9 protein-coding genes are annotated in these 12,779 nt (G+C 70.2%); 5 read left to right on the plus strand and 4 right to left on the minus strand.

The window, feature by feature from the left end; genetic code table 11:
* Nucleotides 1-150 precede the first annotated feature (150 nt).
* The 4 genes from ACTIGN_RS02515 (at nucleotide 151) to ACTIGN_RS02530 (ending at nucleotide 4,184) form a co-directional block, all read left to right on the plus strand.
* A complete protein-coding gene (locus ACTIGN_RS02515; RefSeq protein WP_439621003.1) occupies nucleotides 151-1,278 on the plus strand; it encodes an ABC transporter permease in 1,128 nt (375 codons plus the stop codon).
* An 83-nt stretch (nucleotides 1,279-1,361) separates the two neighbouring features.
* Nucleotides 1,362-2,093: an ABC transporter ATP-binding protein gene (locus ACTIGN_RS02520; RefSeq protein WP_439621005.1), complete on the plus strand. Its 732-nt coding sequence runs from the start codon at nucleotides 1,362-1,364 to the stop codon at nucleotides 2,091-2,093.
* Nucleotides 2,094-2,142: 49 nt separating this feature from the next.
* Nucleotides 2,143-3,273, plus strand: a complete 1,131-nt coding sequence (locus ACTIGN_RS02525; protein WP_439621007.1) for an HlyD family secretion protein — start codon at nucleotides 2,143-2,145, stop codon at nucleotides 3,271-3,273.
* Nucleotides 3,270-4,184, plus strand: a complete 915-nt coding sequence (locus tag ACTIGN_RS02530) for a phytoene/squalene synthase family protein (protein ID WP_439621009.1) — start codon at nucleotides 3,270-3,272, stop codon at nucleotides 4,182-4,184. The genes ACTIGN_RS02525 and ACTIGN_RS02530 overlap by 4 nt, the downstream gene beginning before the upstream one ends.
* Nucleotides 4,185-4,266: 82 nt before the next feature.
* Here ACTIGN_RS02530 and ACTIGN_RS02535 read toward each other — a convergent pair whose 3' ends face one another.
* Nucleotides 4,267-5,577, minus strand: coding sequence for a hypothetical protein (locus tag ACTIGN_RS02535; protein ID WP_439621011.1), 1,311 nt, complete (start codon nucleotides 5,575-5,577; stop codon nucleotides 4,267-4,269).
* A 164-nt stretch (nucleotides 5,578-5,741) separates the two neighbouring features.
* On the opposite strand from ACTIGN_RS02535, the gene ACTIGN_RS02540 reads away from it, so the two are divergent.
* The gene (locus tag ACTIGN_RS02540; RefSeq protein WP_439621012.1) at nucleotides 5,742-9,137 is read left to right on the plus strand and encodes a PVC-type heme-binding CxxCH protein; all 3,396 of its coding nucleotides are present in this window, start codon (nucleotides 5,742-5,744) and stop codon (nucleotides 9,135-9,137) included.
* Nucleotides 9,138-9,659: 522 nt separating this feature from the next.
* Here ACTIGN_RS02540 and ACTIGN_RS02545 read toward each other — a convergent pair.
* From ACTIGN_RS02545 to ACTIGN_RS02555, 3 genes are all read right to left on the minus strand, one after another.
* The gene (locus tag ACTIGN_RS02545; RefSeq protein ID WP_439621014.1) at nucleotides 9,660-10,103 is read right to left on the minus strand and encodes a response regulator; all 444 of its coding nucleotides are present in this window, start codon (nucleotides 10,101-10,103) and stop codon (nucleotides 9,660-9,662) included.
* Nucleotides 10,100-11,224 (minus strand): sensor histidine kinase, encoded by a 1,125-nt coding sequence (locus ACTIGN_RS02550; protein ID WP_439621016.1) that lies wholly within the window; start codon nucleotides 11,222-11,224, stop codon nucleotides 10,100-10,102. The genes ACTIGN_RS02545 and ACTIGN_RS02550 overlap by 4 nt, the downstream gene beginning before the upstream one ends.
* Nucleotides 11,225-11,900: 676 nt before the next feature.
* Nucleotides 11,901-12,599, minus strand: a complete 699-nt coding sequence (locus tag ACTIGN_RS02555) for a superoxide dismutase (RefSeq protein ID WP_439621018.1) — start codon at nucleotides 12,597-12,599, stop codon at nucleotides 11,901-11,903.
* Nucleotides 12,600-12,779: the final 180 nt, after the last annotated feature.

Here is a 12,779-nt window from a genome sequence, read left to right on the forward strand (position 1 = left end):
GCCGCCCTCCGTGGCGGCCCGCGTGAGGCGAACGATTCCGACCGGGCAGCCGAACGAGCACACTGCCTCGGGAGCCTTGGGAACTTCGTCGGAGCCGAGAACGATCCGGGTTGTTAACCGTCCACTGACCACTCCCCACTGTCCACCGCGATGAGTTACGCCCTCCAAACCCTCTGGCACGAACGCACCCGCTACGCCTCGGGCGTGCTCGCGGTCACGTTCTCGGCGGTCCTCATCGCGCTGCAGTGCGGGCTGCTCCTGGGGCTGTTCAAGATCACGTCGATCCCGATCGACAACACGACCGCCGACCTGTGGGTCGGCTCGACCGCCGTGTCGAGCGTGGACCTCGGGAAGCCGATCCCGAACTCGTACATGACGCGGCTCGCCGGGCTCGACGGCGTGCGGATGCCCGAGCAGTACATCTCGAACTTCGCGAACTTCTCCAAGCCGACCGGCGGCACCGAGCTGTGCTTCCTCCTCGGTAGCCTCCTCGACGACGGCACCGCCGGGGCCGCCACGCTCCTCACCAAGGAGCAGCGCGAGGCGCTCACCATGCCGTACGCGATCGTCGTGGACGAGTCGGACGTGAAGCGGCTGGCGCTCAACAGCCCGGACGGCGAGCCGAAGATCAACGGCAAGCGGGTCCACCTGGTCGGCACCGTGAAGGGGCTCAAGAGCCTCGCCGCCCCGTGGGTGTTCTGCTCGCTCCACACGGCCCGGCAGCTCATGGGGCCGATGCTCCCGCCGGACCACGTCACCTACCTGCTGGCCCGGTGCGACTCCCCGGCCCGGGCGAAGCAGGTCGCGGACGAGCTGCGGGCGCAGTACCCCGGCGACATGATCGCGTACACCGCCGAGGACTTCTCGTACCAGTCGCGGATGTACTGGCTCACCCGCACCAAGGCCGGGCTGGCGATCGGGTACGCGGCGCTCCTCGGGCTCATCGTCGGGGCCGTCATCACGGCCCAGACGCTGTACTCCGCGACCGCCGCGAACGCGAAGGAGTTCGCCATCCTGCTCGCGCTGGGCATCCCGCGGTGGCGGATCTCGCTCATGGTCATCACGCAGTCGTTCTGGGTCGGGATCATCGGCATCGCCCTCGCGTACCCGGTGTGCCTCGTGCTCCGGGCACTCGCCATGCAGTTCAACACCGACGTCGACATGCGGTGGGAGATCCTCGCGGGCACCGCGACCATCACCGTCGGCATGGCGCTGATCGCCGGCACGCTCGCGCTGCGGTCGGTCAAGCAGATCGAGCCGATGAACCTGTTGCGGTAGTTGGATCGGCGGCACGGGCCTCTGGCCCGCGCCGCCCCCTCACGGGCCAGAGGCCCGTGCCACCAAAGGTCGAGTTCCCCGAGATGCCCGCGACCGCCACGAAGACCGCGCCGTCACTCCGAGGGGTCAACCTCGTCAAGACCTACGGGGACGGCGCGACCCTGCGGACGACGCTGCACGAGGTCACGATCGACCTGTTCCCGGGCGAACTGGTGCTCCTCATGGGGCCGAGCGGGTCCGGGAAGTCGACGCTGCTCGCGGTGCTCTCGGGGCTGCTGGAACCGGACAGCGGGCAGGTGCTCGCCGAGGACGAGGGGCGGCTCCGGGAGGTGTGGCAGCTCACCCCCAAGGAGCGCGAGGAGTACCGCCGCCGGCACACCGGGTTCGTGTTCCAGGGGTACAACCTGTTCCCCGCGCTCACGGCCCGGCAGCAGCTCGAGATCGTGTTGAAGTGGGGCGCGAACCTCGGCAGCGGCGACGCCCGGCACCGGGCCGACGAGATGCTCGACAAGCTCGGCCTGGAGAAGAACAAGCACAAGAAGCCGGCGCAACTGTCCGGCGGCGAGAAGCAGCGGGTGGCGATCGCCCGCGCCCTGGTGAAGAACCCGAACTTCGTGTTCGCCGACGAGCCGACCAGCGCCCTCGACTGGGAGAACGGACAGAAGGTGATCGAGTTGCTGCGGGACGCGGCCCACGAGCGCCGGGCGTCGATCCTGGTCGTGTCGCACGACAGCCGGCTCCTGCCGTTCGTGGACGTGTACTACCACCTGGAAGACGGCTACCTGGAACGCCGCCCGCTCGACCACAAGAAGTGACGCACCGGGCGGCCCCGCGGCCGCCCCTCGCCCAACGAAGGAGCCCGCCATGAAATGGCTTCGACGCTTACAGCCGGTGGCGTTCGTCCTGGGCGTGGTCCTGCTCGTGGGCACGCTCGTCGGGGCCGGCGCGCTCGCCAACAACGGCACGCAACCGGCCGGCGACCCGAAGTCGGCCAACCCCGCCCCCGCCGGCACGAGGGCCGGCGGCCCGATCACGCTCGGGACCGTGGACAGCGACCCGCCCCCGGTCACCTACGGGCTCCCGACCGTCCTACAATCGGGCGTCGTCTCCGAGGTGTTCGTCAAGGACGGCCAGGACGTGAAGGCCGGCGACAAACTGTACGCCTTCGACACGACGATCCTGAAGCGCGACCTGGAGCGGGCCAACGCCGCCGTCGCCGTGCAGCGGACCAAGGTCGCCGAGGCCCAGGAGGGCGCCCGGCAGCACGGGAAGAAGGTGGACATTCTCAAGCAAGTGGTCGAGGCGGCCGGCGACAAGATGAAGTCGCAGGGCGACCTGTACAACCTCATCAAGGGGAACCTGGAGAAGAACTACAAGGCCGAGAAGATCCCCGAGGGCGAGTGGCCGGCCCGGCTCGGCAGCAACGCCGACCTGTACAAGGCGAACGTCGACTGGCTCGTCGCCAAGAACGAGCACGCCATCAAGGGGGCCGAACTGGCGGCCCTCAAGGCCGCGGACCCGCAGGTCCACGTCAAGCAGGCCGAGGCCGGGGTGATGCAGGCCGAGGCCGAGGTGGACAAGGCCCAGGCGGCCATCGACCTGTGTACCGTGAAGGCGCGGACCCCCGGGACCGTCGAGCAGGTGAAGATCAGCCCCGGCGCGACCATCGGCATCAGCACCCGCGACCCGGCCCTGTGGCTCATCCCGGCCGGCGCGCGGGTCGTGCGGGCCGAGGTCGAGGCCGACTTCGCCCACCGCGTGTCGACCGAACTCATCGGCCGCGAGGTCACCATTTACGACAACGCCGACCCGAAGCTCACTTACAAGGGCGTCGTGAAGCGGGTCGGCGGCACGTTCCTCCCGAAGCGGAGCGAGGGGCTCATCCCGAGCGACACCCGCGTGCTGGAGGCGGTCGTCGAGGTCAGCGACCCGGCCCCGGCCGGCAAGCCCCCGCTCCGCGTCGGCCAGCGGGTCCGCGTGAACCTCGGCCAGTGACCGACCCCGTCGCGACCCCAGTTCACCCGGGGGGCGTGCGCCCCCCGCTCGCCGCGCCCGACCGCGAACGGTCGTTCGCGGTGTGCCGCGCCGTCACCGCCCGTGCCAATAGCTCGTTCCCGCTCGCGTTCCGCCTCCTGCCCCCGGCCAAGCGCCGGGCGATGGACGCGCTGTACGCCTTCATGCGAATCACCGACGACCTCGCCGACGAGCCCGGCCCCGTCGCCTCGAAGCGCGACCACCTCGCGGCGTGGCGCGTCGGCCTCGCCGACGCGCTGGAGGGCCGGTTCACGCACCCGGTGCTCCCCGCACTCGCCGACACGGTCCACCGGTACGGCGTCCCGGTGCGGTACCTGAACGACGTGATCGACGGCGTCGAAGCCGACCTGGAGCCGGTGCGGTACGCGGCGTTCGCCGACCTGTACCCGTACTGCTACCGCGTGGCGTCCGCGGTCGGGCTCGCGTGCGTTCGGGTGTGGGGCGTGCGGCCCGGCGTTACCTTCGAGCAAACCCTCGTGCCGGCCGAGGCCGCGGGGATCGCGTTCCAGCTCACCAACATCCTCCGCGACCTCGGCGAGGACGCCGCCAACGGCCGCGTGTACCTGCCGCTCGAAGAGTTGGCGCGCTTCGGGTGCTCGCCCGGAACGTGGGACGCGAGGAGCGAGGCGTTCCGCGAGATGATGCGGTTCCAGGCCGCTCGCGCGTGGGAGTACTACCACCGGGCCGAGCCGCTCGCCGCCCTGCTCACGACCGAGGGCCGCGCGATTTTTCGCGTGATGTGCGGGACGTACCGCGGGCTGCTGACCGAGATCGAGCGCCGCGGGTTCGACGTGCTGTCGGGCCGCGTGCGCGTTCCGAAGTGGCGCAAGGCCGCGATCCTGTTCGGCGGCTGGGCGGCGAAGTGGGTGTGATTGGCGAGCCGGGAGCGTCAGCGACCGGAGGAACGTGAAACGCAAGACTCCGGTCGCTGACGCTCCCGGCTCGCCAAGTACCTCACGTCCCCTGGCTGTGGCGAAGGGTGAGCCACGTCTGCACGGCCCAGTCGCGGTCGGCGGCGGATTCGGCGTACACGTTGCACACCGCGAGTTGCCCGCCCACGCCGGCGACGCCACTGAGCCTCCAGACCGTGCGGCCGTCCTCCTCGACCGGGCCGAACACGCCCGCCCCGCGGACCTCGCCGACCTCCAGCGGCGGCACCGGGTCGCCCTCGGGCAGGCTCTTGCGGCCGACCTCCAGCGCTTCGAGGGCGGTCGGCGACGAGCCGTCGGGCTTGGTGAACCCGACGCGGCGGAACCACACGGTGCGGGTGCGGTCCCACGCGGTCCAGTTGCGGTCGGCGTCCCACTCGCGGGCGAACCCGCCGGGCACCTGCACGCTCCACCCGCCGTCGAGCGCCGCCCGCACCGGGGACCGGCGGTAGCCGACCCGCGGCCCGTCGGCCCGCGGCACCGGCCCGGTCCGCTTCCAGAGTTCCACGCTCAGCACGGTGTCGGTCGGGGTCACGCAGAACTGCTCGCCGCGGGCGTCGGCCTGGATCGCGTCGAGGAGTTCGAGCCACTCGGTCCACGGCAGGTCGCCGCCCGGGTCGAGCTTGAACGCGGTCGCGAGGTCGTTGGCGATCTGGTCGGCGACCTCGCCCTCGGCGTCGGTCAGCGGGGCGCGCCACGGGAACTCGCACCACAACCGGGCGGTGGCGCGGTTCCGGTAGAACGCGGCGTCGAGGTCGGGGGCCCACCACGCGAAGAAGTCGCCGCCGCGGTGCGGCTCCTCGACGACCGCGGCGGCCCACGCCCGCGTCCGCGGCCCGAGGGGCGTCAGCACCTCGCCGGGGAACGTGAACCCGTGCCCCGCGGGGAGCCCCACCGACCCGGGCCGCCTGGCGCACGCCCCGGCGAGCCACCGGAGGAACTGCTGCTCCACGCCGGTCGGGCTGCCGCTGTCGAAGTAGTGCGTCGGGTCGGTGCAGTGCGCGAGGTCCCAGTCGAAGTCGAAGTCCGCGGCGAGCTGGTGGAGCAGGTCGCAGAGGTGCTGGTGGTAGCCCGGCCCGGCGGGGGTGGTGGCGGCCGCGACCTGGAGCTTCCCGGACCCGCCGAGCCGCACCTCGACCGGCGCCGCGACCGGGTGCAGGTCCACGAGCAGCACCGGCCGCTCGTCCGCGTCGCGCATCAGCCGGGCGTCGAGGACCGCGTCGCCGACGCCCTCGAACCACACCGCGGCCCGCGCCAGCCAGTCCCGCGCCTCGGAGCGCGACAGGCGGCGGTCGCCGAGCGGGAGGTGGCCGGTGAGGGACAGGACGATCGGCATGTACTCGCAAGCGCTCCGCGGCCGCGTGGGTCGGCTCCCGCGTGGGCAATTGTACGGACGCACCCGGACCCGGCGACCAACAGCGCGTAACGGTTTGCATCTCCCCGCCCGCGGCCGTAACATCTCCCAGGACACACCAGGTCTCCCCGCTCCCAGGACCACTCATGCGTCTCCCCCTCGCACTCGCCGGCACGCTGCTGCTCGCGGCCCCGGCCCTCGCACAGAAGGAGTTCGGGTTCGACAGCCGCAAGCCGTCGGGCCAGCCGTACCTCACGCCCGCCGAGTCGCTGGCCAAGATGAAGGTGCCCGACGAGTTCGAGGTGAAGCTGTTCGCCGCCGAGCCGCAGGTCGTCAACCCGGTCGCGTTCACCATCGACGAGAAGGGCCGGCTGTGGGTCGTCGAGTGCTTCGAGTACCCGAAGCGCACGCCCAAGGGCAAGGCCCCGCGGGACCGCATCGTGATCCTCGAGGACACCGACGGCGACGGCGTGTGCGACAAGCGCACCGTGTTCGCCGAGGGCAAGGACTTCCCGGTCCCCGAGGAGCGGGCGAACGCGGGTCTGGGCGCGTTCGACCTCTGCACCGGCATCGAGGTCGGGCACGGCGGCGTGTTCGTCGGGGCCGCACCGTACCTGTGGTTCATCGAGAACAAGGGTGACAAGGCCGGCAAGTTCGAGGTGCTGTTGAAGGGCTTCGGCAGCCAGGACACGCACGAGACGCTGAACACGTTCCAGTGGGGGCCGGACGGCTGGCTCTACGGGCTCCACGGCGTGTTCACGCAGTCGAACGTGAAGCCACTCGACGGCCCGGAGACCCGCATGAACGCCGCCGTGTGGCGGTACCACCCGACGCAGAAGAAGTTCGAGATCTTCGCCGAGGGGACGAGCAACCCGTGGGGCATGGACTGGCGGAACACCGACGGGCAGTTCATCGTCGCGTGCTGCGTGATCCCGCACCTGTTTCACGTCGTGCCGGGCGGCGTGTACAAGCGGCAGGCCGGCACGAGCTACAACTCGCACGTCTACGGGTACATCAACGAGATCTGCGACCACACGTTCCACAAGGAGAGCGGCTGGGCGCACGCCGGGCTGATCTCGCTCGACGCGCCGCACATGCCCGAGAAGTACCGCAACAGCGTGATCTTCGGGAGCATCCACGGGTGCAGCCTGAAGCAGAACGTGCTCAAGCCCAACGGCAGCACCTACACCGCGAGCCGGGCCGACGACTTCCTCCAGAGCGGCGACAAGAACTTCCGCCCGATCAACCTGCGGTGGGGGCCTGCCGGCGACATCTACGTCATCGACTGGCACGACCAGAACCCGTGCCACCAGACCAACCCCGACGACTGGGACTACTCCCGCGGCCGCGTCTACCGCATCCAGCTCAAGGGGACTGAGACGGCAAGACTGAAAGATATGAGCGCACTCAGCCGTTTGGAGTTGGCCGGCACCGCCGCGCTATCAAAGAACCCGTTCATTGCTCGGACTGCTCTGCGACTTCTCCATGAACTCGCCGACAAGAAGGTGACGGCCGACCTTATGGAGTTGGTCAAGAGAGGCGACGTCCAGGCCAGCCGCGCACTCACCGCCTTGTCGTTGGGTGTGAAAGACGAGATCCCGCTTAGCGAATTTAACCAATCTGAGGCCGTACGGGCGGCGCAAGTCCGTGACGGCTCGAGCGCGGCGCAGCGAACTGAGCGAACCGTGCACAGTCTGACTGATCTCGCGAAGTCAGAAGCACGGGCAACCGTTCGTCGCGAACTTGCCTCCGCTGCCGTTCGCCTCGCCGACAAGCACGACGTGACGCCGCTGCTTCGCGCGCTTCTCGCGCACAAGGACGATGCAAAAGACCCGGTCATCCCGCAACTCGTGTGGCTCGCCTACGAGAAGTCGCTGACGAAGGCGGGCCGCGACCGCAAGGGAGCGGACACCAAGAACGATAGCGCCGATGAACCGCTCGCGGGCGGTCGAGGCTCGGTCGATACCGAACTCACGTGGCTCGCGGAGCAAGCACCGACCAACATCTTCGTTCGCGACCAGATCGTGCCGAAGGTGATGCGGCGGCTCGTCGCGCTCGACACGCCCGAGAGCATCAAGCAGTGCGTCGGGTTTGTCGCGAAGTTGAAGGACGCCGCGAGTCGCGAGAAGGCGCTCGACGGGCTCGCGCTCGCGATGCAGGGCCGCACGATCAACGCGCCCGAGGGCTGGGCCGCTCTGAAGGCCGAGATCGACAAGGAGAACAACCCGAAGGTCGTCGCACTCGCGAACAAGCTCTCGGTGAGCTTCCGCGACCCGGCCGCCGTCAAGCGCGCCCTCGACGCGGCCGCGAACGCCACGCTCCCGACCGAGGCGCGCGCCGAGGCCGTGCGGCAGCTCGCGACGCTCAAGCCGGCCGAGGCCGTGAAGCTGCTGATCGGGCTCCTGTCCGACGAACGTGCGGGGCTCGGGAACGAGGCAGCCCGTGCGCTCGCGGCGTTCGACCAGAAGGAGATCCCGGGGGTGCTGGTCGCGAACTGGGCCACGATCCCGAAGGCCGTGCGGCCCGACCTCATAAACACGCTCGCGAGCCACAAGCACTCCGCGAAGGAACTGCTCGAAGCGATGGTGTCCAAGAAGATCGACCGCGGCGAGGTGACCGACAACGTCATCCTCCGCATCCAGACGTTCAAGGACAAGGACCTCGAAGGGCTCATCGCCAAGGCGTGGGGCCGCGCCCGCCCGACGCCCGACGAGTTGAACAAGCTCATCGACAAGACCCGCGAGTCGCTCTACGAGGCCCCGGCGTCGTTCGCGCGGGGCAAGGTGGTGTTCGACAGCATCTGCGGGAAGTGCCACAAGTTCGAGGGCCGCGGGGTCGAGGTCGGGCCGCCGCTCGAAGGGGCCGCCCGCGACATCGAGTACATCCTGGTGAACGTGATCGACCCGAACCGCGTCATCGGCGCGCCGTACTTCGTCCGCACCGCCCGGCTCCTCGACGACACCGTGTTCCAGGGGCTGCTCGCCGAGGAGGACGAGAAGACGATCACGCTGAAGCTCGAAGGGGCCGCGTTCAAGACGATCAAGAAGGACGACCTGGCCGAAGCGGTGCGGGTGTCCGAGAAGTCGCTCATGCCGGAAGGTCTCGGGTACAACATGACCCCGCAGAACTTCCGCGACATGGTGCGGTACGTCATGGCGAGTCCGTTCCTCACCGACGTCACGGTGAATGGCGAGAAGCTCTCGGTCGGCGTGCCGGGCCGGCTCGTGCTGCCCGACACGAAGGGCGCACCGGCCATCGTCGAGGCCGAGGTCTCGGCAACGGCCGACCTGAAGACGAAGCTGCTCGTCGGTTCGACCACCGATTACGAGGTGCGGGTCGACGGCAAGGCGGTCGGGGCCGGGAAGGGGACCGGCAAGCAACTGCGGCCGGACCAGGACGGGTACGACGTGGCGCTGACGCCCGGCAAGCACACCGTCACGATCGCAGTGAAGTCGGGCGGGGCCGGGACCGCGCTGCACGCCCGGTTCCTCGACCCCGATCGCAAGCTGCAGTACCCCGACGCTGCCGACGCGAAGAAGTGACGTGGGGACACCACGAGGCCTGATGATCTGCCAGAGGCCAGAACCCCAAAATGACCGAGATCAGAAGAGGACCACAAGGCCAGTCCGTCTTCTGCCTCTTCGGTCCTTTGGGGTTCTGGCCTCTGGTCCCTGGGTTTTGGTCTGAGAGACGACCCGGCGGATCGGGTCGCGCCGGACAACCGCCGCCCCTGCCACAGTCGGCCCCCGAGTCCCGGCGCGGCCTCCAGGACGGCGTACCCGCACAGCCGCAGGACGTGCCGGCCGAGCGCCCGCACCGCGTCCTCGTCCTCGACCAGCAGCACCGTCTCGGTACCTTTCGGCAGGGCGCTCCGCGGCGCCGTCGGTCTCCCGGACGGGGCCCGGTCGCCCGCCTTCTGGATCTCGGCCACCAGTTCGCGGCGGCCGACTCGACCCGCCGCGCATCCGCGGCGATCCCGCCGCGCGCGAGTTCGAGCTGGGCCAACTCGGCGTCGTCCGCCGAGTTCTCGACGATCAGGATCCGCACGGGAACAGGCATCGTGGTCACTTCCCGGCCGACGGCTGTTCGTTGAGGACCAGCCAGTACATCTGGAGCTGCTGGATGGCCTCGGCGAACCGGGCGAACTCGACCGGCTTGCGGACGTAGCTGTTGGCCCCGCAGTCGTAGCTCTCGAGCAGGTCCTGCTCCTCCTTCGATGAGGTGAGGACGACGACCGGCAGGCGGCGGGTCCGCGGGTCGGCCCGCAGCCGCCGCAGCACCTCCAGGCCGCTCACCTTGGGCAGCTTCAGGTCCAGCAGGACCAACTGCGGCGGGACCCCCGCGTCCCGCCCGCCGTTCGCCGCGGTGCCGAAGAAGTAGTCGAGCGCCTCCTGGCCGTCCCGGACGACGACCATCCGGTTGGCGATGCGGCTCCGCTCGAAGGCGAGTACGGCCAGTTCCTCGTCGTCCTGGTTGTCCTCCACCAGCAGGATGATCTTCTCGCTCACGGCGACTCCCCCTCCGGTATCGTGAAGTAGAACGTCGCCCCCGCGCCGGGCCGGCCTTCGGCCCAGACCCGCCCGCCGTGGCGGTTGACGGCCCGCTGGACGATGGCGAGGCCGACCCCGTTGCCCGGGAACTCCCGCTCCGAGTGCAGGCGCTGGAACGCCCCGAACAGCTTGTCGGCGTGGGCCATGTCGAACCCGGCCCCGTCGTCCCGGACGAAGAACGCCGGCCCGTTCGCGGTCGCGGTCCGGCCGACCGCGACGGTGGCGGCGGGCGCCTTCGAGGTGAACTTCCAGGCGTTCCCGAGCAGGTTCTCGAGGGCCACCCGCAACAGCCCGGCGTCCCCCGCGGCGGACAGGCCCGGCTCGATGTCGAACGTCACCTGCCGCGCCGGCTCGCGGGCCCTCAGTTCGGCCGCCACCTCGCCGGCCACGGCGGTCAGATCGACGCCCTCCCGCCTCAACTCGCCGCGGTTGAGCCGGGAGAGCAGGAGCATGTCGTCGATGAGCTGGCCCATCCGCTGAGTCCCCGACCGCAGCCGCCGCAGGTAGTGCTGGCCGCGGTCGTCGAGTACCTTGCCGGGGTAGCTCCGCAGCAGCTCGTCGCTGAACCCGTCGAGGGCCCGCAGGGGCGCCCGCAGGTCGTGCGAGACGCTGTAGGAGAACGCCTCCATCTCCTTGGTCGCCGCTTCGAGCTGGGCCGTCCGCTGGGCCACCCGGTCCTCGAGGCCCCGGTTGAGCCGGTGCAATTCCTCCCGTGCCCGGACCCGCTCGGTCACGTCCTCGATGGCCAGCAGGACCATCGGGGTGCCGGTGACGTCGTCGGCGACGTGGTGGGCGTCGAGCACCATGACCTTCACGCCAACGTGCGGAAAGTCGTGCTCGACCTCAAAGTCCTGGAACGAGCTGCCGTCCCGGGTGACCGCGTCGAGCACCCGCCGCAGCCACGGGATGTCCCACTGGCCGCCACCGAGTTCGTACATCAGGCGGCCCTCGGTCTCCGCCGGTGCGACGCCGAAGGTGCGGTAGAAGGCGGCGTTCGCCCCGCGCACGCGCAGCTCCTGGTCGAGGACCAGGAGCGGGTGGCGGACCGTCTCGACGATGCTCTGTGCGAAGCCGCGCATATGTTGGTCCACTCTGCCGGGCAGAGCCCATCGAGAATACGGCTCGGAGGTCCGGGTCGTCACGCCGACCGAATCGGGGACGTCGCGGCCGCTCCGCCCGAAGCGGCTCCGGCCGCGACGTCCGATGATTTCGGGCAAGTTGGTCCCGGGCTCGCTCGCAGCGCCCGGCGCCGGGCGGGAAGCAACTCAAGGAAGGCCGGTTCCGCTGGCAGGGCCCGCGAACAGACGAACCGCACGAACGGACGAGCACGTTCGCCGTGGCGCTGACGCCGAGGCGGCCGAGAGCGGTTCTGGCCCGCCGCCGGGTCCGCACCCCCGACGTCCACCGGTCCCGAGCGGCGGCGGGAAGGGATGCCTGTCATTTGGTTCAATCCAAGCATAGGGCACAATCGGCCGGGGCGCGAACGAATTCAATCAACCGCTTGTGCAGCCGGCGGCGTGCCGCCACCGGACGCTTGACCCGGTCGCGCGCGGGGCCGCTGCCGGGTCCGGGTGTGAGGAACTACGTTCGCCGCCGATTTGCCCGCCCCGTGGCAGTGGAGGTCGCGGTTGCCGGGCCGGTCGCGGCAGCGGAGGGGACCGGCTCGGGCACCACGGGCGTCGAGTCACCCGTGCGGTGCCGCTCGCGGTTGTCGCGCCGGACACGATCGTGGCGAGCCCCGTGGCCCGATGGGCGTCACTTCTTGGCGTACAGCTCGGATACGAAGTTCCAGTTCACGACCGCGAACCACGCCTCGACGTACTTCGCCCGCAGGTTGCGGTACTTCAGGTAGTAGGCGTGCTCCCACACGTCGATGCCGAGGACCGGCCTGCCGCCGTCGGTGATCGGGTTGTCCTGGTTCGCGGTCTTCGCCACGGCCAGCGGCTTCTCCTTGCCGACGACGAGCCACGCCCACCCGCTGCCGAACTGCGTCAGCGCGGCGTTGGTGAACTCCTTCTTGAACCCGTCGAGGGTGCCGAAGCTCGCCTCGATGGCCTTGAGCAGCTCGCCCTTCGGCTCGCCCCCGGTTCCGGGCTTGGCCATCATCTGCCAGAACCACGAGTGGTTCAGGTGCCCGCCGCCGTTGTTCCGCACCGCGGGCTGGACCGCCTCGGGGAGCTTCTTGTAGTTCGCCACCACCTCCTCGATCGGCTTGGCGAGCCACTCGGGCTGGTCGGCCAGCGCCTTGTTCAGGTTGTCGACGTACGCCTGGTGGTGCTTGTCGTGGTGGATGGTCATCGTCTCGGCGTCGATGCTCGGCTCGAGCGCCTCGGGGGGGTACGGGAGCTTGGGGAGGGTGAAGCCCTTGGGCTTCTCCTGCGAGCGGGCGGCGGCGGGAACGGCCAGAAGGGCGGCGGCACCGGCGGTGGCGCGGAGCAGTTCGCGGCGGTTCATTGTGGCGTCTCCGGATGCGGGGGCGAGGGGTAATGCCCGGCCGAGTGTGCGGGCACTCGCATCCTACGGGCGGAGGTGACCGGCGTCGCCGGTGGGGGAAGCGCGGCGGGGGGGGGGCCGAGCTGCGCCCCGCCCCCCCCTACCGGAACGTGTGGAAGTGGCCCGGCGCGCGGGGACGGG

The sequence above is a fragment of the Gemmata sp. genome (genome assembly GCF_051859125.1).
Classification (GTDB): Bacteria; Planctomycetota; Planctomycetia; order Gemmatales; family Gemmataceae; genus Gemmata.

Coding starts and splice junctions, on each gene's coding strand:
- ACTIGN_RS02515 (WP_439621003.1), top strand. CDS start 151: ATGAGTTACGCCCTCCAAACCCTCTGGCACGAACGCACCCGCTACGCC.
- ACTIGN_RS02520 (WP_439621005.1), top strand. CDS start 1,362: ATGCCCGCGACCGCCACGAAGACCGCGCCGTCACTCCGAGGGGTCAAC.
- ACTIGN_RS02525 (WP_439621007.1), top strand. CDS start 2,143: ATGAAATGGCTTCGACGCTTACAGCCGGTGGCGTTCGTCCTGGGCGTG.
- ACTIGN_RS02535 (WP_439621011.1), bottom strand. CDS start 5,577: ATGCCGATCGTCCTGTCCCTCACCGGCCACCTCCCGCTCGGCGACCGC.
- ACTIGN_RS02540 (WP_439621012.1), top strand. CDS start 5,742: ATGCGTCTCCCCCTCGCACTCGCCGGCACGCTGCTGCTCGCGGCCCCG.
- ACTIGN_RS02550 (WP_439621016.1), bottom strand. CDS start 11,224: ATGCGCGGCTTCGCACAGAGCATCGTCGAGACGGTCCGCCACCCGCTC.
- ACTIGN_RS02555 (WP_439621018.1), bottom strand. CDS start 12,599: ATGAACCGCCGCGAACTGCTCCGCGCCACCGCCGGTGCCGCCGCCCTT.